Source organism: Erythrobacter sp. SN021, from assembly GCF_021864455.1.
In genome coordinates this window covers 22,268-42,833 of the sequence record NZ_JAKKUW010000003.1, presented here as the reverse complement: position 1 = coordinate 42,833, position 20,566 = coordinate 22,268, and the positions used below count along the sequence as shown (strand labels likewise).

At 59.0% G+C, this 20,566-nt stretch carries 13 protein-coding genes; 11 read left to right on the top strand and 2 right to left on the bottom strand.

Annotation, left to right across the window (positions count from 1 at the left end; genetic code table 11):
* Positions 1 to 25: 25 nt before the first annotated feature.
* The 4 genes from L5849_RS07800 to L5849_RS07785 all read left to right on the top strand — a co-directional run bounded on the left by L5849_RS07800 (position 26) and on the right by L5849_RS07785 (position 6,235).
* Positions 26 to 598 (top strand): hypothetical protein, encoded by a 573-nt coding sequence (locus L5849_RS07800; protein WP_236925117.1) that lies wholly within the window; start codon positions 26 to 28, stop codon positions 596 to 598.
* A gap of 89 nt (positions 599 to 687) precedes the next feature.
* A complete protein-coding gene (locus tag L5849_RS07795) occupies positions 688 to 2,970 on the top strand; it encodes a TonB-dependent receptor (RefSeq protein ID WP_236925116.1) in 2,283 nt (760 codons plus the stop codon).
* 102 nt (positions 2,971 to 3,072) lie between these two features.
* Entirely contained in the window at positions 3,073 to 4,887 is a 1,815-nt protein-coding gene (locus L5849_RS07790; RefSeq protein ID WP_306664131.1) for a DUF885 family protein, read from the top strand.
* A 25-nt stretch (positions 4,888 to 4,912) separates the two neighbouring features.
* A complete protein-coding gene (locus L5849_RS07785; RefSeq protein ID WP_236925114.1) occupies positions 4,913 to 6,235 on the top strand; it encodes an amidohydrolase family protein in 1,323 nt (440 codons plus the stop codon).
* 191 nt (positions 6,236 to 6,426) lie between these two features.
* On the opposite strand, the gene L5849_RS07780 is transcribed toward L5849_RS07785, so the two are convergent.
* Entirely contained in the window at positions 6,427 to 8,133 is a 1,707-nt protein-coding gene (locus L5849_RS07780; RefSeq protein WP_236925113.1) for a DUF885 family protein, read from the bottom strand.
* Positions 8,134 to 8,574: 441 nt separating this feature from the next.
* Between L5849_RS07780 and L5849_RS07775 the strand changes: the two genes are divergently transcribed.
* The 6 genes from L5849_RS07775 to L5849_RS07750 all read left to right on the top strand — a co-directional run bounded on the left by L5849_RS07775 (position 8,575) and on the right by L5849_RS07750 (position 18,236).
* Positions 8,575 to 11,400 (top strand): TonB-dependent receptor domain-containing protein, encoded by a 2,826-nt coding sequence (locus L5849_RS07775; protein ID WP_236925112.1) that lies wholly within the window; start codon positions 8,575 to 8,577, stop codon positions 11,398 to 11,400.
* Between the two features lie 84 nt (positions 11,401 to 11,484).
* Positions 11,485 to 13,722 (top strand): prolyl oligopeptidase family serine peptidase, encoded by a 2,238-nt coding sequence (locus tag L5849_RS07770; protein ID WP_236925111.1) that lies wholly within the window; start codon positions 11,485 to 11,487, stop codon positions 13,720 to 13,722.
* 1 nt (position 13,723) lies between these two features.
* Positions 13,724 to 15,397 carry a DUF885 family protein gene (locus tag L5849_RS07765; protein WP_236925110.1) on the top strand — a complete coding sequence of 558 codons (1,674 nt, stop codon included), beginning with the start codon at positions 13,724 to 13,726 and terminating at the stop codon, positions 15,395 to 15,397.
* 14 nt (positions 15,398 to 15,411) lie between these two features.
* Entirely contained in the window at positions 15,412 to 15,885 is a 474-nt protein-coding gene (locus L5849_RS07760; RefSeq protein WP_236925109.1) for a DUF3830 family protein, read from the top strand.
* A gap of 9 nt (positions 15,886 to 15,894) precedes the next feature.
* Positions 15,895 to 16,797 carry a bile acid:sodium symporter family protein gene (locus L5849_RS07755; protein ID WP_236925108.1) on the top strand — a complete coding sequence of 301 codons (903 nt, stop codon included), beginning with the start codon at positions 15,895 to 15,897 and terminating at the stop codon, positions 16,795 to 16,797.
* A 224-nt stretch (positions 16,798 to 17,021) separates the two neighbouring features.
* Positions 17,022 to 18,236 (top strand): FAD-binding oxidoreductase, encoded by a 1,215-nt coding sequence (locus L5849_RS07750; RefSeq protein WP_236925107.1) that lies wholly within the window; start codon positions 17,022 to 17,024, stop codon positions 18,234 to 18,236.
* A gap of 13 nt (positions 18,237 to 18,249) precedes the next feature.
* Here the strand turns inward: L5849_RS07750 and L5849_RS07745 are convergent, their stop codons facing one another.
* On the bottom strand, positions 18,250 to 18,720 hold the full coding sequence (locus tag L5849_RS07745) for a MarR family winged helix-turn-helix transcriptional regulator (protein ID WP_236925106.1): 471 nt from the start codon (positions 18,718 to 18,720) through the stop codon (positions 18,250 to 18,252).
* A gap of 98 nt (positions 18,721 to 18,818) precedes the next feature.
* Here L5849_RS07745 and L5849_RS07740 point away from each other — a divergent pair, with 98 nt between their 5' ends.
* Positions 18,819 to 20,561, top strand: a complete 1,743-nt coding sequence (locus L5849_RS07740; RefSeq protein WP_236925105.1) for a DUF885 family protein — start codon at positions 18,819 to 18,821, stop codon at positions 20,559 to 20,561.
* Positions 20,562 to 20,566: the final 5 nt, after the last annotated feature.

Here is a 20,566-nt window from a genome sequence, read left to right as displayed (position 1 = left end):
GTGGCAGTCGCGTCACTGTGCCATCTTGGCGAAGGCGCTCTGGAGAATTCGGTCGATGAAGCGAGTTCGTACTGCAATGGCCGGTTTGGTGGCCGCTACGCTGTGTCTCGGCGCTCAGGTTAGTGCTGAATCGAAGAAGGTGCCGGGGCCTTCTTCGGGACCTGAGCACCAGGCTGGAAAAGATGCCCCGACCATCGATATCCTTTCGCGCATGTTTATTTGGTGGAACGGTGCGTTCACCCGGCCGGGTTCCTATACCGAAGAGGCTTTTTCAGCGTTTTTCACGCCCGATGCGACACTGACTCTCAATGGGCGCAGGTCGATCACCGGAGTGGTGCAATGGGCCGAGCGGTTCCAAGACATTCAGGCACTGGGTGGCGAGGTGGAGATCGTGGTGCCTTTCAAGGTCGTCTTCACAGCCGAGGACAAGATATACACGTATCATGTCATCCGCTCGCGCCGGGCCGAAGGCGTCGGCTGCATGTTGGCCGCCGGTCACGCTACGGTCCGGGACGGACGTATCGCGTCGATAGATCTGGTCCGATCCGAGCTAACTCCCGAACAAAGACGGCTTGAACCGCTGTGCTGGCAGAGCTGATCGATCCTCTGCCGCTTTCTCATGCCAAGGTCAGGGCACCTTCAATAACTGCAATCACATTTCATTCGATAATTCCAAAGGGGAGACTGATGATGAGGTCGAGTATCAACGTACGGAGGCTGCGCAAAATCCTGCTCACATCGGCTTTGCCCGCAGTCGCAGCCGCCAGTGTTGCGACTCCGGTTTTGGCGCAGGACGTGGACGAAGAAGGCCTTACGGATCAAGTCATCATCGTAACGGCACAGCGCCGTAGCGAATCGATTCAGGATGTCCCAATTTCCATCACTGCAATCGGGGCCGAGCAGCTCAAGGATCAAAACGTCAATGGCGTCGATGATGTTTTTGCAATGACGCCGAACGTCTCGTTTCAGTCCAACGGCTCGCGTGATCGCAAAGACCTCTCGATCCGCGGCATTTCCAATCAGCTCAACCCCTATGCCGATGTGCGTCAGTCAAGTTACGCCTTCTATATCGACGAATTCAGCGTCGTTGCGGGTACAAGCAATCCGCAAATCGTCGATCTCGAGCGGATCGAGGTGCTGCGCGGCCCCCAGGGCACCTACTTCGGCCGCAACGCGGTCGGGGGCGCGATCAACGTCGTTACCAAGAAGCCGGTCGACTATTTCGAAGCCAATGCCGAGCTTGGTTACGCCAGCTTCGACACGAAGCGCGCGCAGGGCATGATCAATATCCCCGTGGTCGAAGGCCTGCTCGCAATCCGAGCTTCTGGCCAGTACGAAAAGTCCGATGGGTATATCCGCAATATCAATCCGATCGGCGGCGGCAACGACAGCGAATACTATACCGGTCGCATTCAGGCGCGCCTGACGCCGCTCGACAGTCTGACCTGGGATTTTACCTATAGCTATTCGGACGAGACTCTCGGCATGCGCAACGGTGTGCCGACCGGCTTTGTCACGCGTACGTGGGCGGCGGTCTATTATGGGGCAACCGCCGGTCTGATCGCCGATCCCGACGGCGTCGGTTTCTTCCCGGACAACACCAACGAGGTGAACTTCAACCGTCCGCAGGAGGTCGGGAGCACGTTCGAATATTACAGCTCACGCGCCGTCTGGGATTTTGGTCCTGTCGAGGCCACTCTGGTTGCCGGCCATCTGGAATCGGATCTGTTCAACTATGGCGACGTTGATGGTGGCAGCATAGATTTCTTTTACGAAAACCTTCTGTTGCACCGCGAATCGACGAGCGGCGAACTTCGCTTTCAATCCACCGGAAGCCAGGTCCTGGACTGGAGCTTCGGCGCCTTCTACGGCAAGGACACCGGCGATAGCGATCAACAGACTTTCCACGGCGCGGACAGCCCGCTTTGCCCTGCCTTCACCAACGGCGACTGTGAAGGCTTTGAGGTGACTGGCGGGGAAGGCTTCAGTACATCGCGATACTTCGCATTGTTCGCCCAAGGCACTCTGAACTTCACAGATCAGCTGTCGGCCACTGCGGGTCTACGCTATTCCTGGGAAAAGGTGACCAACACTTCGCAGACATCTTCGAACACGATCATCACCGGCACCAACGACCGGTCCGCCACGTTCGAGGATATCTCGCCCAAGTTCACACTGACATATAAGCCTAACCCCGCGCTCATGGTTTATGCGACCGCATCGCGCGGCTTCAAATCGGGCGGCACCCAAACCAGCAATTCGGCCCAACTGCGCAACGAGTTCGATCCGGAAACGCTCTGGAACTACGAAGTGGGCGCCAAGTTCGATCTGTTTGACAATCGCGTACGCGTGGACATCACCGGCTTCTACATGGACTGGAAGGATGTCCAGCAAACGATCCGTTTCCAGTTCATCGATCCGGGCACTGGCTTGCTGCGTGGGGTCAGCGGTATCGCCAACGCCGCGTCAGCGGAGAGTTACGGGGTGGAGGGCAGCTTCAGCGCCAGCCTTACCCCGCGATGGACGCTCGCCGGCCAGCTTGGCTACAACAAGTCGAAATACAGGGATTATCCCAACGCGCTGATCGATGGACAGATTCTCGATCTCACGGGGCAGCAGCTAACCACGGCCCCGAAATGGACCGCTGGCGCCCAGACGCAATACACTCTCCCGCTCGGCTCTTTCGAGGGGTTCGTTCGCGGGGAATGGAGCTATCGCTCCAAGATGATCTCTAACCCCTACTATTACCTCTACAAGACTGTGCCCGGTGAACCGTTCCTCAGCCCCAGCTATCACAATGTGAATTTGCGTCTGGGCTTCGAGAACGACAATATTCGCGTGGTTGGTTACGTCGAGAACCTGTTCAAGGCAAAATACTACGCCAACGCCTACGAAAAAGCGTTCTACAGTGGTTCGCAAGTCGAACCGTCCTTCCGCGAGTTCGGCATCAGCGTAGGCTATTCGTTCTAGGAACAGCTGGCTGGCGCGGCGACGCGCGCGTCGCGATAGCGGCAGGAATGAAACCGCCGGTGGTAGATTTCTCTTCCACCGGCACCACGAGGAGATCGGGCCTTGCCGAGCGATAGACGGGAATTTTTGAAGGTTTCGGCTTCAGCCGGTGTGGCTTTGGGTTTTGCGTCGCGCCCCGGAAGGGCTCTGGCGCACAGCAATGATGCTGTGCTCGAAGCTCTGCTTCAAAGCCATTGCGAAACGTTTCTTGCCCGTTCGCCCGAAGAAGCAACGGCGGCCAACTTCGACATAGGTCAAAATGCCCATCTGCGGGCCAGGCTCGATGATCGTTCGCTGGCCGCGCGTGAACGCGATCGGCGCGCGGTCAAGGACGCTTTGGCACAGCTCAGAGCCGTACCCGTTCAGGGTCTGTCGGAGCGAGCCGCGCTTGATCGGGACGTTGCGCTCTACGTCTACGAAACGTTGGATCGCCTGCTTGGCTTCTATGGCTATGCAGATCTGAACCTACGGCCCAGCCCGTATGTCGTCAGCCAGATGAACGGTGCCTATTACTGGCTGCCCGATTTCGTCGGCGGTCGCCACCCGATCACTGATGGGGCCGATGCGGAAGCCTATTTCGACCGTCTTTCCGGACTCGCGATCGCGCTCGATCAGGAAAGTGCTCGCATTCGGCACGACGCTGCCATCGGGGTGGTTCCGCCCGAATTCGTGATCGAGAAAACGGTCGCGCAAATCAAGAACTTGCGCGACGGTCCGCCGCTTGCCTCGGCGCTTCTCGCACCCGCGATCGCAAGGATGCAAGCCCTCGACAGGCGGGGTGATGCCGAGCGGGCGACACATATTTTTCGACAGACCATCCAGCCAGCGCTCTCCCGGCAGATCGAGGCCCTTGAAGCTGTCCGCGCGCAAGCAGTCGATACGGCCGGGGTCTGGCACCTGCCCGACGGCGATGCCTATTATGCAAGCGCGGTGCAGGCGAATACGACGACAGACATCGCGCCGCACGATCTACATGAGCTCGGCCTGGAGCAGTGTGCATCGCTGCTTTCCCGGATCGACGCGCTGCTCAAGGCCCAGGGCATGAGCCAGGGCACTGTAGGCGAACGCATTGCCGCTCTTAATGCGGATCAGCGCTTTAAGGTTAGCAATGACGATGCGGGACGCGAGAAATTGCTGGAGCTTGCCCGCCGTCATGTCGAAAACATAACCGCCAAACTGCCTGAAGCCTTCGGCATTACAGCAGTCAACCCGATTGTGGTCAGGCGTATTCCCATTGCTGTCGAGGCGGGCGCACCCGGGGCATTCTATAGCGAAGGAGCCCCTGGCGAGCCGAGCGTCTATTCGTTGAACCTGCGAAACCCTGCCGAACATCTACTCTGGCGACTACCGACACTGACGCATCACGAGGCCGTGCCCGGACACCATTTCCAATATAGCGTGCTTGCCCATGCACCGTCTTTGCCGCTCTTCCGCAGGATAGTCAGGTTTTCAGCCTATACCGAAGGTTATGCCCTTTACGCCGAGCAGGTCGCGGCAGAGCTCGGCATTTTCGACGACGATCCCTTCGGGCGCATTGGCGAACTGCAATCGCAATTGTTCCGCGCGGCGCGCATTGTGGTGGACACCGGCCTACACCACAAACGCTGGACGAAAGATGAAGCGATCCGGTGGATGGTCGAAAACGCAGGCGAACAACCGCTTTCAACCGAACGCGAAGTGACCCGATATTCAGTCTATCCAGGCCAGGCATGCAGCTTCAAGGTCGGTGCCACGCGCATTGTCGACAGCCGCGAAGCAGCTCGCGAGAGGATGGGACCACGCTTCGACATCCGCAAGTTCCATGATTTAATCCTCACTTCGGGGCCGATGCCCATGGCGGTGATGGAAAAGGCCGTGCAGCAATGGGCCGAAGCCTGAAAGACTTCGAACAGGAGTGACGATAATGACAATGGCAACAATCCGGCGGGCCTTTGTTGGTCTGCTTGCGGCGATCGCGGCAACGAGTGCGCAGGCGGTACCGGATGCGGCACCCGTGCAGCGGGCTGCAAGTGAAGAGACTATCGTCCTGACCGAAGCCAATGTCGTGGACGTCGATGGCGGCGCTCCGGTGCGCGATGCGGTAGTCGTCATTCGCGGAAATACGATTGCCGAAATCGGTCCGGCGTCTTCGGTCGTGATTCCCGATGACGCGCAGGTGGTCGCCATGAAGGGCAAGTGGTTGATTCCGGGCCTGATGAACATGCATACCCACTTTGGTCTTGTGTTGCCCGGCAGCGAAGGCGCGGAACTTGCGGACGAAACAGATCCTGAACTCGCCCTCCGCATGGCCAACAACGCCCGCAAATCACTGCTGGCTGGCGTCACGACGGTGAGGCTCGTGGGGGAGACGCACGGGGTCGATTTTGCTGTCCGTCGTGCGATCCAGAAGGGCGAGGCCATTGGTCCGCGCGTCAAGACTGCCGGGGAGATCATCGTGCCAACGGGCGGGCACGGCTTTCTGGAAGCGGATGGTCCTTACGCACTTGCACGGGCAGTACGTGAGCAGATCAAGAAAGGCGCGGACTGGATCAAGATAGCGATTTCTGGCGGCATCTCCGACACGCACGGCAGCATTGGTGCGGCACCGATGACTGACGAGGAGCTTGCAACCCTGATCGAGGTCGCACATCGCAACGGTATACCGGTAACTGCGCATAACGGTTCTCCAGCAGCGGCCGAACAGTCGATAAAATTCGGCATCAACTGCTTCGAGCACGGCTATTTTCTCACTCCTGAAAATCTGGCCGCGATGGAAGAGAAGGGCATCTGGCTGGTGCCGACGATCGTGGTTTCACAAGCCGGAGCGATGGAATTCTTCCGCAAGATCGGCTCGCCCGAATGGTATCTGGAACGGGTAAGGTCGACCGGCAAGCAGCATTGGGCGATGCTTCAGAATGCCATCAAGGCAGACGTCAACATCGCACTCGGGACTGACCAGTTCCCGTTTGAGCCCAACAGCGGCACCACGGCAACCGTCGCGGAAGCCGAGCTTTACGTTAAGGCTGGCATGACCCCGCTGGAAGCGTTGCAGGCGGGCACTACGCAGACCGCGAAGATGCTCAAGATCGAAGATCAAGTCGGTCGGTTGCAACCAGGCCTGCTTGCGGACATCATCGCGGTCGATAGCGATCCGACAGTCGATATCTCGGCCTTGCGTTCGATCAGTTTCGTGATGAAGGACGGGGTCATTTATCGCGACGACGCCAATGGTGTGTTGGCGAATTGATTGCGCAGCGGGACGCCAAGGATATCCAATGCCTCAACACGGTTGGCTGTGACAAGCATGCCCTGGAGGAAATCGGGCCCATCCCACGCCCCGAAAGCATTCCGCTAGAGCCCGAAATGCGCGCATGCCGCTGCGGGGAGCTCGTCGGGTTCGCGCGTCGTCGTGCTGGGGAGATCGTTTCCCGGTGCGGCTCAGTCTTTTTGCAGGATTTCGGCAAGCGGGGTGTGAGGCCAAAGCTTCCGGATTTCGTCGTCATGACCCGTCAGATCGTAACGGAGAAGCGAGACGGGAAAACGACCCGTTTTCATAAGATAGTCGTGAAAGTCCCTGATCGAAAAGGCATCACCCAATTGGCGTCTCCGGTCGACCAAGAGTTTCTGCAGCTGCATGGCACCAATGGTATATGTCATACCATACCCGGGAGGGCGGCGAATGTAGATGCCGGCGTCGACGCGCGCGACGTTTTCGTCGAGATAGGGTGTCCAGTCTTGCCAGTACGCCATGGTTTCGGCCATCGACATCTCGTTGCGTTGCATCTTGACGTCGCCGACCGTCCGTGCCGCGCGGAACAGGCCGAATATATAGATCAACTCACGCGTGCGCGGTCGATCATCGAAGAGACCAAGCTGGAGGGCGGTTTCTTCCAGATAGAACCCCCAACCTTCCGTGCGCCCGCTATCGCTGATGTTGCGGCGGATGGGGTGCGACACGTGCCGCGCCATCATTCCATCGAAACGATGGCCAGGGAAGGTTGCGTGGAGATGATCGGGTGATGCATCGCGAAATTGAATTTGCTCCCAGAACATCGGCCCGTCCGGTCGTACGATCCAGGGCGCGTTGTATCCCATTTCCCGATAGCTATCCGGAATATAGTGGGGAATGGAGACAATCTCCTCGTCAATCAGCCACTGACGGATTTTCGCGTCGGTCCCGGCGAGCTGTTCTTGGTACTCCTCGGCCGATAGCGGGAGTTCCAGCTCGGGCAGATTGCGGTTGCGATGACGCTCAGTAGTGTAGTTCGCCCAGTGACGTTGCAATTCGCGCTCGGCAAGTGTGACGATCTGGTCGGAATCGTAGGGCATCAGCCGCACATTGGTGAGAAACCAGTCATACGCTTCGCGTCCCACTCCCGCCCGAGCCGTCATTTCCGGGCGAGACGCGACCAGCCAGTCTTTGAATCCGACAATTGCCGTTTGGGCCTCGATTATATCGGCGACCAGTTGCGGCTGCTGGACAGTCGCCCGGGCACGGAGATCCGCAAACCAGCCTATCGTGCCTTCGGGCTCCACGGCACGATAGGGCATGCCATGGCCGACCCCATCGCCGTGCGAAAGGCTGTGTATGGCAAGATCGGCATAGTCCGCAGCGACAGAATCAAGGTTGATACGCGCTTGAGCAAGATATCTGGGGATGGCCTTTATCCGGGCTCGGAACTCGCTCAGCTCATTCCCCTGCAGCGGCAGTTCAACATAAGCCAGGCGCTGCACTTCGTCGGCATACATGCCCGGATCGCGCGCCCAGGGCTTGGTCACGCTGAGCGTAAAATCCGCAAGATCCATCTGCGCTCGAATCGCCAGGTAATCGACCTGCCGATGGCGGTCCCAGCTAGCTACTGCAAAATCCGGCAACTGCGCCTGGAACGCCCGCAGCTCCTCCTTGCGCCTCTTCACCGTAGACTGGCTGTAGTCGATGACGCCCTCGACCGGCTGCAGGGTGCGCCATTCGTCGAAAGCCGCGAACAGGGCGACGAGCTCCTGATACGACCGCTTCCCAGACGGAATGTTGCTTTCGGGTGTTGTCTTGTCGGGGCGATCTGCTGGAGTCGAGGCGTTCGCTGCCGTCGGCATGATGATTCCGGCAAGCAGAATCGCGGCGGTCGCAGAAGCAATATTTCGCATGAATCATCCCCTCTTAGATGTGCGGGCGGTCCTTCGTTCTCCACGGGACATTATAACAATAATCATATGTTATGTGTTATAATGTCCCGTGTATCGGTATTCGTCAAGCGGTCATGCAACGGTCCTTAGCTCGTGGCGCTCCGGTCCGTTCTCCGGACCGATTGGCTTTGACCGCCATATGAAAAGAGGTTGTTCTTCGGAGACTGAGAGATAAAAATCCCTTATTTTATAATCTCGTATTAGAGGTGCTAGCTCGCCACTAGCGCCCAGGGACTGGCGATCGTAGTCATCGAAGCGACCCGATTGTCAAATTTCTGACCAAGACAATTGACGGCCTCGTAAAAATATGCTGAAAATCACGCAAATGTTCACAAGAATGATCTGTGAGGGGCTCCCGGGTCCGGCAGGTGAACGACAAAGCTCAGGGAGGTAATCAAAATGGTGAGTGAGAACGCTATAGGCTTTGGTGCGGCGCTGAAGGGAACTTCGGCGCTATTTCTCTCGATGGCCGTGGTCGGCACAGCGACGGCACAAGAGGCGCCGAGCGCGGGGGAGTCGATCGTTGTCACCGGCTCGCGCATTCCTCGCCCCGATGTGGAGTCGAACAGCCCGGTCAACGTTATCGGGGAAGAAGAAATCAAGCTTTCCGTCACCAGCGAAACCGAGCAACTCCTTAACGCACTGCCACAAGCGGTTGCCGGTGCAGGCGCACAATCCAACACCGGGAATGGCTCGGCAACGGTAAATCTTCGCGGACTTGGCACTGTGCGTACGCTGGTGCTTCAGAACGGTCGACGAATTGTGGGTGCGTCCCAGGATGGGGTCGTCGATCTCAATATGATCCCGCCGTCGCTGGTTTCTCGGATCGAAGTCGTCACCGGCGGTGCGTCGGCCGTTTACGGTTCGGACGCGATGGCTGGTGTGGTCAACTTCGTCATGAGGGATGACTTCGAAGGCCTCGAGGTCGGTGGTTCGTACGGCATTAGCGACGAGGGCGATGCCGCGCGCTATAACTTCGACATGACGGCGGGTGGCAATTTTGCCGACGGCCGCGGCAATGTCGTGTTTCACGGAAGCTACTACAATCGCGCTCAGGTTAAGGGCGCGGCGCGTGATCACGCGCTGGATTATTTTGCCGATGCCATCATCGACGGCAAACCGGTACTGGTGGAATCCGGCAATGGCGTGACGCCCCAGGGTACGATCTTCTCGCCCGAGCTGGTCGGGCTAACCGATCCCTATGGCAACACGATCGGGACTGCCGGCATCTTCTTCGCGCCGGAGGGCTGGCGCGCCTATCGGCCGAGCGATGGCTTCAACGATCGCCCGTACACCAACCTCCAGATGCCCATGGAGCGCTGGCAGGGTTCGGTTCTGGGTCACTACGACGTAACCAACGGTGTAACGGCGTTCTGGGAAGGGTCGTATGTGCACAGCAAGATCAATTCGACGCTGGGCGCGGTCCCCATGAGCAGTTCGGGCTTCATCCCCGGTTTCCAACTCGACTTGCGCAATCCCTACCTCGATCCAACGCTGCGTCAATTTCTCAGCGACAATATGGACGATGATGGGGACAGCCTTGTCCCAGTCAATATCAATCGCCGCCTTCTCGATGGGGGTTCGCGCACCAGCGACCAAACGCGTGACTTCTGGCGCTTCGTTGTCGGTCTCAAGGGCGAGTTGACCGACAGGCTTTCGTGGGAGGTGTTCTTCAACCAGGGGCAGACGAAGGTTACCGACGTGCAGGGCGGCGGTGTCCTTGTCGATAATTTCGCGAACGGCTTCCTCACCGATCCCAACGATCCCTTCAGCTGTGCCACGGACGATCCGGATTGCGTTGTTCTCAATCCTTTCGGTCTCTATTCGATGACGCCGGAAATGATCGACTACATTTACACTGATCTGACCAACATCACCACGATCAAGCAGAAGCAGGTCGGTGCCAGCCTTACAGGAACGCTGTTCACGCTACCGGCTGGCGATGTCGGTATCTCGCTCGGGACGGAGTATCGCAAGGAAAGCTCGTCCTTCGATCCCGATCAGCTCTATGTGATGGGCAAGGCGCTCTCGCGGTCAGCAGGGCTCAGCCCCACGGCGGGTTCGTTCGATGTGGTCGAAGGATATGGCGAGCTCTATGTTCCGATCCTGGCTGACATGCCTGGCATACGGCTGCTGGCGTTCGAAGGCGGGGTGCGTTTCTCGGATTATTCGACGGCCGGTTCGGTCTGGTCGTACAAGCTTGGCGGAGAGTACTCGCCCTTCGACGGCCTGAAATTCCGCGGGCTTTATCAGCGGGCGGTGCGTGCGCCGAATGTGGTGGAGCTCTTTTCGGGTGCGACCAACACCGCTCCTCAGGCGGTCGACTTCTGCAACGCTACCCCCGAACGCACCGCTGCCGAGCGGGACTTCTGCGTCAATGCGCTGGGTGTCCCAGGCGGGGTGATCGATGTCTTTCAGCAGGAAAACCAGCAGATTCGCGCGGTAACGGGCGGTAATCCAAACCTGCAGGAAGAAACCTCCGACACGTGGTCGGTCGGTGCGGTAATCCGCCCCGACTTCCTTCCCGGCCTTCAGCTCACAGTCGACTATTACAATATCAAAATAGAGGATGCGATCGGTTCTTTCGGTGGCGGTTTGCAGTCTGTGATTACCGCCTGCAATGCGGACATGTCGCTCGAGAATGTGTTTTGCGTCCCTCTGCGGAACCGCACCCCCGACGGTCAGCTTTATGACGTACCGCTGCTCAACGCCAATATCGCAAAAATGGAGGCGCGCGGCGTCGACTACCGTCTGGACTATCGCCACGATCTCGCCGCCTCATCGTTGAACTATTATATTGCCGGTACGTACCTCATCGACAATATTTCGCAGGGCAGCCCCATTGTGAACCCGGTGAACTGCGCTGGCTATATTCGTGGCGGAAGCTGCGGAACGGCCAGCCCGAAGTGGCGCTTTACCCAGCGGCTGACTTGGGAAGCAGACAGGTTGCAACTTTCGTTGCGGCATCGTTTCATCGGCTCGGCCACGGATGGGCGGATCGCTGGCGCGAAAGCGTCCGGTGCTCAGCCGCCAGCCTTGGCTGTACCGGAAACCGGCGACGTGCATTACTTCGACCTCAGTGCCTACTACGACGTCGTCGATAATTTCACCTTCTTCGCAGGGATCGATAATGTGCTGGACGAGGATCCGCCGTTCTATCTCTACGAACGTGAGACCTACGACGCTATCGGGCGCCGATTCACGATCGGCTTCAGGGCGGACTTCTGAGCGATGCTACTTGGCCGCGTCGGCGAAGGGTCGGTGCGGTCAGGTGATTGCTTGGTCTGAAGTGCAGGAGGGGAGTTTCCGCAGATGGGCAGGTTTGGATTGATCCGGGCGTTCGGAACGGCGGTGATGCTGTTTCTGGCTACAGCTGTTGTGGCTGGCAATGAAGTGTCTCGCCAGCAAGGGGTTCCGGGCGGCACCGCGGAAGTCGCTGGTACGACCTTGTCGATCGGCGAACTCTACCGCTACCAAAGCCTGATCGGCACGACGCCGGAAGGTTACAGTTGGTCGAGTGACAGCGACACCGTTCTCTTTCTGTGGAATGATCAAGGTTATAGTTTTCGCGATATCTGGACCTATTCGGTGCGGACCGGAGAAAAAACCCGGTTGACCTTTCTTGGACAAGATAGCGTTCCTCATGCGGAACGGCCGGGCATTTCCCAGGCCGTGATGCTGGGGGACAGCCGGGTCGCTTTCACCCTCGGCGGGAAACTCCATATTCGCGAACCCGACGGATCGGTTTCCCCGATCGAAACCGAAAAGCAAGCGGTGCGCGGCCTTGCTGTATCCCCCGACGGAAAATGGCTTGCTTTTGTTTCGGGTAGTCCGGTCGATACTCGCAATCGTGTCACTTTGGGCGGGGAGCTTTGGATTCGCTCAACGGAGGATCGAAGGGAGAATTCCGCCCGGCGCCTGGTTGGGAGTGATGATCCCAAGATATACGTTCAGGATTACGAGTGGGCGGACGATAGTGGGTCTATTGTATTCCATCATTCGGATGACCGCGCGATGCCCGAGCGCGATATCTATTTCTATGCCGATGGCGAGTTGCAGAACAACCGTGTGATCCGGGCTTTCCCGGGTGACGAAACAACGCGCGCGCGCATAGGCCTGGTCTCGTTGGCTTCAAACGAGATTCGGTATTTCGATCGGCCCGATCCCAAGCACCACATATGGGATTACGGTCTGTCGGGCGATGGCAAACGACTCTTCATCAGCGGCTCCGACCTCGAGGCCAAAGAACACACGATTTATCTTTACGATGTGGGAAGCGGAGCCCGCGAAACATTCTATCAGCTTCGCGACCCCCGCCATCTGCGGCCCGATTGGCAAGTCGACTGGGCACCGGCCGACGATGGATTGATCATTCTGACCGACCGCGATGGCTGGTTGCACCTCTATCATCAACGCAATGCCGGCGAGCCGCCGCACCAGATTACTCAAGGCGAATGGGAAATCGAGTCCTTCGCGGTCGATGGCACGACGAAATCGCTCTACTTCACTGCGAACAAATCGCACCTGGCCGATCGCAAGATCTATCGCGTGCCTGCCGCTGGCGGCGAGGTGGAGCGTGTTTCAGGGAGCGCATCTGGAACTCACCAACCGGTCTACTCGCCCGATTTCAGCCGTATCGCTGACTGGTACAGCAGCGATACGATGCCCCCTGAACTGTTTGTGATCGATACGGACAGACCGCGAGAGGCGACAAGAGTGACCCGTTCGCCGCAACCGGAATTCTACGACCAGACATGGGCGGATACACGGTACGTCGAGTTTTCAAGCCATGTGGATGGCATGAAGCTGGTCGCCCGTCTCAGTGTGCCGGCGAATTTCGATCCAACCCGGCGCTATCCCGTAATCGTCGGTTCTGTTTATTCGGATGCCGTACGCAATCAATGGGGCGGTCGGCGGTCGCATCCGACCTGGGGACTGGACCAGTATCTGGTCGGGCAGGGCTATCTGATAATCAGCGTGAATGTCCGTGGATCATGGGGACAGGGGCGTGAACACAATCAGACCCAGCTGCACAGTTACGGCGGAACCGACATCAACGATCTGGAAAGCGGTGTGCGTTATCTGATCGCGCAAGGTCACGCCGACCCAGACCGTGTCGGGATTTGGGGGTCCAGCTACGGTGGCCTGATGACGATCATGTCGCTCGCCAAGAAGCCGGGTGTCTATGCCGCCGGCATAGCAGGCGCACCGGCCACCAATGTCTGGCACGCCTACCCCTCGCAGATGTGGATCATGGGGCCACCCGAGGGTGATGACATGCCTGCGCGCTACGAGGCGCAGTCGCCGCTTTATCACGCCGCAGGTATCGAAGATCCGCTGATGATCATCCACGGTTCGCGCGATCCGGTGGTGCTTTATTCCGACACGATCGCGCTGGCCGAAGGAATGATCGAACGGGAGCAGATGTTCGAATTGGTGACCCTGCCGGGTGCCCATCACGGCTGGGATCTCGAAAACCTGCCTCAGACTCGGTTCTCGTTTCGCAAGATGATCGATTTTTTCGACCGCAACGTGAAGAATAGGAAATAGGATGCTGCGTGCACTGATGAGTCTTGTCGCAGCAGGGGCCTTGTTACTGGCCTCCCCCGCGACCGCTACGGAAGCGGCGGTGCAAGAGCTGGGCGCCGAATTCTGGGCATGGCGTGCAACGACGCAGCCGACCACGGGCGATGACATACCCCGTATCGAACGCCCCAGTGGCTGGGTTCCCGATTGGTCGCCACAAGCCATTGCCCGGCAGAGGGATGCGTTGCGCCAGTTCGAGGCACGCTGGACCCGCCTCGCGGATGAACCCAGGAATGTCAGCCACTCGGTTGATTACAGGCTCGTCGGCTCGGCCCTCGCACGAGTCCGCTGGGAACTGGATCATGTCGCTGCATGGCGGCGACAGCCACACTTTTATGTCGCGCAAGCCTTTACGCCGATATTCGAAGTGCTTTTGCCTCCCCCTCCGGTCGAAAGCGAGCGCATTGCACAGGTTGTGCGCTTGCTGGAAAACGCCCCGGCGGTGTTCGTCGCCGCCCGCCACAATCTTGACGATATGCGGGACCCGTTCGTTGACGCCGCACTGGCGCAACTCGGTATGGTCCCGCGCAGTTTGCGCGGTATGGTGGCGGGGCTGGAACCCCATGCTACGCCCGAGCAGCGAAAAGCTCTGGTCGCATCGGTCGAAAACGCCATTGCCGCGGCCGCGCAGTTTGGTGAGTTTCTCGAAAACAATCGGGACGGCCTGCCCGACAGCACGGCCGTGGGTGAGGAAAGCTATCGGTTTTTTCTGAATGAGGTGGCGCTCTATCCTTTTTCGGCGGAAGAGCTGCTCGTCATGGGACGGCAGGAATGGGCGCGTTCGGTGCTTTTCGAGGAATTGGAGCGTAATCGCAACGCGGGGGTGCCTGAACTACCGATCGGCAGTTCGGTAGACGCTGTCACCGCGCGGTTGAATGCCGACGAACTGGACATTCGCCGTTTCCTGGGCGAGCGCGGGCTGCTGACAGTTCCCGATTGGGCGGGCCACTACAATGCACAGCCATTTCCGACATACTTGGCTCCAATCGGTTGGATGGGCAGGACTTTCGATCTGACCAGCCAGGGTCGGGTCGGGCAGAACGCCACCGTTTACTTGCCCGACCCGTCACCCGACCTTGGCTATTTTAACCTGTCGATCACTCGAGATCCCAAACCGATCATTGTGCACGAAGGGGTGCCCGGTCACTTCTTCCAGCTCACACTAGGATGGAAACATCCCAATCCATTGCGGCGTCATTACTATGACAGCGGCGCAAACGAGGGCACGGGATTCTATGCCGAAGAGATGATGCTGCAGGCGGGTCTTTGGGCGGATTCCCCCAAATCGCGCGAGATCATCTACAATTTCGCACGTGCCCGGGCGTTGAGAGTTGAGGTCGACGTCAAGCTGGCACTAGGCGAGTTCACCATTGCCGAGGCCGCAGACTATCTCGAAGCCATGGTGCCGATGGATCGTGCCACGGCGGAGCATGAGGCGGTCTTTTTCGCCGCCGCACCGGGGCAGGCAATCAGCTATCAGATCGGTAAGATGCAGACCGCCGAATTCCTCGCCGAAGCGCGTGTGCGGGAAGGCGATGCTTTCGATCTGAAACGATTCCACGACTTCCTGTGGCTGAACGGAAATGTCCCGATCGCGCTGCAAAAGGAAGAGTATCTTGCGGCCACCGGGGCGGATTGAGGGGCGTCATGCAGATGATTCGATTGGTTGAACCGGAATCCGGCCTTTCGGCGCGATGCCAGCTCTTGCACGATGTGGCGCCGGTGTCGGCACGGTTCTTGTGGGAACTGGCAGAGCGTCAGGCCAGCTTCGAGGCGCTACATGCCATCTGGACCGGGCCGGAGATTTCCGTTCCGATGCCGGCAGGTGTTCTGCCCGGAACAATGGAGCGCCCCGTCCTACCGCCTGAGAACGCCACCTCCTACCCTGAGGCAGGCGATATCGTCCTGGCGTATCTCGCTGCGGGAAGCACCAAGGGGCTGCCCCCTGGAGATTTCTACGACGTCGGCTTGTTCTACGGTGCCGGGGGGCGTTTGATGATGCCGTTTGGTTGGATACAGGCCAATGTCTGCGCGCGGATATTGGACGAAGATCTGGCCAAAGCGCAGGCCGATTGCCGCACGATCCGTTACAACGGCGCCTGCACGCTCTCCTTCGAAATAGCCTGAGGAGCGCGCATGGCGTATGATGATGTAATGGCGTTACTGGGCGATTGGCTCCTGCCGGGGTCGTTGGTCGCCATTATGGTTTCCATGGGACTTTCGCTGACCGCGAACGACTTCAGGCAGGTTTTTCGCAACAAGCGTGCTCTTGTCTTGGGCGTTTGTTCCATGCTGGTGGTGCCGCCGCTGATTGGCGTGACCATGGCGCTCACCGTGGCGCCTTCACCGGCGCTGGCCGTTGGCTTCGTCCTGCTTGCGACGACGCCTGGAGGGATGCTGTCCAACCTCTTCACCGACATGGCGAAGGGCGATCTGGCCCTGTCGATGTCGATGACTCTGGTCATCAGCATGATCTATATCATGGTGGTACCGTTCTATGCGCACTTTGCACTGTTGCATTTCATGGGCCTCGACGCGGAGGTTAACATTCCGCTCGGCCAGTTTTTCTGGGATATCTTCTCGATCACCCTGCTGCCGGTGGCGACCGGCTTCGCGGTGCGTGCCTGGCGACCTCAGCTCGCGCTGCGGCTCAAGCCTTATGTGAAAAATGCGGCTATGATCGTGCTGTTCGGGTCCTTTGGCCTGATCCTGTTCGATCAGGTCCCCGTCCTCCGTGAGAATCTGGGCGCGCTGTTTTGGATAACGGTCGCGATCAATCTGGTCGTCGTGCTCGTGGTTGTGGCCATCGTGCGATTCGCCGGTCTCTCACGTAAAGAGAATATCGCCATCGGCATTGAGCATCTCATGCGACAGGAAGGAACGGCGATTTTCATCGCTGTATCGATTGTCGGCAACAATGAAATGTCTCTGCCAATGATTATGAATACGCCGGTTGCACTCTGTTTCGTTCTTATCTTCGTCGCCGCGGCGCGGAGATTGACACGGTCCAGCACCTTTCTCGGCAGTGCAGCAAATTAACCGAAAAAATAAGATAGATGCCCGTGCGAAGGGCGAGCAGGAAAGTCACAGTGATGAAGTGGTACCCGCCATCGGGCAGCGACGGGAGATGCGGTCTCCCTGGCGGACGCATATCTCGCGCGAAGGCAAGCGGTAGAGTGCCCCCGGCCGTTATCGCGAACAGGCGCAGCAGTGCCGCAACCGACCGACCATTGTGGTTCTCCACTGCGGCCCCGGGGCCTCTATTGGCGCCACTACGCGGTCAGTCGGAAACAGATGTTCTCGTGATCGGTGGCGGGATCGCAGGAGCTACAACAGCGCTGCACCTTGCCGAACGCGGAGTTGAGGTAGCGCTAGTCGAAGGCGATCAGCCGGGTGGAGGGGCAACCGGGCAAAGCGGTGGGCTGGTCGCCCCCGACTACATCCGCCATTCACCCAACACCATCCGCGACACATTGGGTGCGGAGGCGGGGGCGCGCCTGACCAGAATGATCGGCGATTCGGCCGGTTTCGTTTTCGATTTGATCGATAAGCACGGGATCGACTGCGACCCCCGGCAGGACGGGTTCTATACGCCCGCCCACACGGGGGTCATGGCGAAGAACCAGAGAGCTCATGCCGATCAGTGGCGGGCATTGGGTTATGATGTCGAGTTCGTGGAAGCGGCAGCAAGCGAACGCCTATTTGGAAGTCAGCGATATTCGGGTGCATTGCGTTTCGCAGCTGGCGGCAGCCTCAACCCGCTCGGCTATGTGCGCGGCATTGTCAGAGCTGCGCTTGATGGCGGAGCCAGGGTTTTTGCCGATAGCCGGGTCATTTCACTGCAAAGGCGTGGTGGAACCTGGGTCTGTCGAACGCGAGAGGGGACGATACGGTCCCGGCGGCTTGTCCTTGCCGCAAACGGTGGAAACGCGGCGCTGCATCCGGCCATGGCACGCACGAGCCTGCCGCTTCACGTCGTCCAGTTCGCGACCGCGCCTCTGTCCCCGCAGGAACGGATGGCGACGCTTCCGGAAGGCGGCGCATTTACGGACAAGCGCCCCTATCTATTCACCGCGCGTACCGATGGTCTCGGACACTTGATCTCCGGCTATCCTACGACATTGTTCGTACGGAGCGAGCGTGCTCAATGTCGCGAGGCCGAGCGGCGTTTGCGGCAGAACTTCGCGGCGCTCCCGGACCCGGAAATCTCTCATCTCTGGCGGGGTCTGGCGTGGGTCAACACATCTCTGCTGCCCGAAGTCTATGACTTGGGAGACGAAGCGATTGCGATCCAGGCCTGTAATGGTCGGGGTATCGCGACGAATACCGCCCTGGGGGCGGAAGTGGCGGAAATGCTCGCCACTGGTGATCGGGAGGTATTGTCGGTCAAGCCAAGCCGCCCCGAACCCATTCGCTTCCACGCGATCGCCGCACTGCTGCCCAAGCTTCTGATGTCGCTGGCTTATATATCGGACTGAGCGGGGAGTGCTGTCAGATGGCCAGAGGTTCCAGGTTGTCGTGAAGTCGGTTAAGCAGCGCAACGAGCTGTTCGAATTCGTCGGCGGTCAGTCCCTCGACAAGATGTTCGTATATCGGGGCAGTCACCTGCCGCGCCGTTGCCAGCCGCTCTTCGCCTTCCGGCGCGAGCGCAACCATCGAAACCCGGGCGTCGGTCTCACTCTGGGTCTTGGTGATAAGCCCCGCCGTAATCATCCGTTGCATGATGCGGGTCATCGTCGAAAGATTGATCACCGCCGTATCGGCGATATCGCGCGCGCTGCGAGGCGATTTCTCGCCCAAGATCATCAGTACGCGCCAACTCGGGATATCGAGGTCGATTGCCCGCAGCCGGGCGTCGATAATCGTGTTGTAACGGCTGATCAGCCGCGTGAGCAGGTAGAATGGATACCGCTTGACCCGGAATGCAGGGGTGCGCGGATTTCCGGATCGAAAGGCGTCCATGAGGGGCAATTAGGCCGAACCAAATTCCAGCGCAATGCGTCCGGAGCCTTTTCGCCGCCGAGCTCTTCACCCAAGTTTGACACTAAAGGATAAGCGATATGCCCTCTCCTTCTTCGTCGCGGGTCGCCCGATTGCCGCGTTCGGTGGCGATCTGCTCGGCCGCGCTGTTCCTAGTGGCGGCGAGCGCGCCCGACCTTTCTGATGTCATTGAGCGGTACGAGACGTTCGCCGCAGAATATCCGATGGAAGCGGGGCGATCCGATCCGACATCCTCGCGCGAAGGATGGCCTGCGGAAACGCCCGAAGACATGGCATGGCGAAGGGCCGAATTGCGGCGTTTGGCCGACGCTCTGGACGGACTTGCCGAACACGCGCTGGGACAGGAAGATCGGATCAACCGCGATCATCTGCGTGCGCTGATCCGATGGCGGATCGAAGGAATCGATTTCGACGAGCGACGGTTCGCCTTCGTTGCACATGAAGGGTTCTACAACACTCCTTATGCCGCCGCCCGCAAGCTCGATCCCGACAATGCCGAGGAAGCCAAGGCCTGGCTGGCGCGCATGCGCGGAATACCCCGGTATTTCGTCGAACAGAGGGCGAACCTGGAACGCGGCATAGCGACCGGCTGGACGCATCCTGCAATCGTGGTTGATGTTGCCGTGGCGATACTGCGCAAGCAGATCGCGCGATCGTCTGCAGATGATCCTATGGTGGATGCGCTGGAGCGCTTTCCTGCCATGGCAGCGCAGGCGCAAGGCCTGGTTGAAAAGGAGATACGGCCGGCGCAGCAGGCGATGCTGGATTTCATCGACGGCGCGTATCGGGACGCTGCGAGACCGGACCTAGGCATATCGGCGGTGCCCGGCGGGCGGGAATATTATGATTTCTTGCTCCGCTATTATACCACGACCGATCTTTCGGCTGAGGAAATCCATGCGATGGGCCTTTCGGAAGTGCGCCGTATTCGTGCCGAGATGGACGCCGTAATTGCTGCTACCGGGTTCGACGGGGATTTTGCCGAGTGGTTGCATTTCCTGCGCACCGACCCGCAATTCTACGCGACCAGCCGTGAGGAACTGATCGAAAAATACGCCGCCGCAGCGAAACGGATCGATGGGGTGCTGCCGCGATACTTTTCCCACCTTCCGCGCCAGCCGTTCACAATTGTCCCCGTCCCTCCGGAACTGGAAGAATATTACACGACAGCGCGCGGCGGCGGCGGGGGCGATAGGGAGAAAGGTATTGCCGGCACTTTCATCGTCAATACGTCCCATCTTGATCAGCGCCCTTTATACGAGGTGCCTGCGCTCAGCCTGCACGAAGCCGCGCCCGGACACCATACGCACGGTGCCCTCAATCAAGAGAACAAGGCGCTGCCCAACTTTCGTCGATCACGCGATCTGCTCGCCTTCCGTGAGGGATGGGCGCTCTACGCAGAGCGGCTGGGGCATGAAATGGGCGTCTATCGCGATGCCTATGAGAAGTTTGGCAGCTTATCGACCGAGATGTGGCGGGCCTGCCGCATGGTCGTGGATACGGGCATTCACGTGATGGGCTGGGATTATGACCGGGCGCGCAAGTGTTTCGAGGACAATACCGCATTGGCGGATGTCAATATCGATACCGAACTGGCGCGCTACATTGGCGCACCGGCCGGGGCGGTGGCATATAAGGTCGGCGAGTTGAAGATCATCGCGTTGCGCGAGCAAGCCGAACAGGCGCTGGGCGACCGTTTCGATATTCGCGTGTTTCACGATCTCGTCCTGGCGCAAGGCCAGTTGCCGATGACACTGCTGGAGGCGCAGGTCGATGCGTGGATAGCCTCCGTCGGCGAATAGACTGA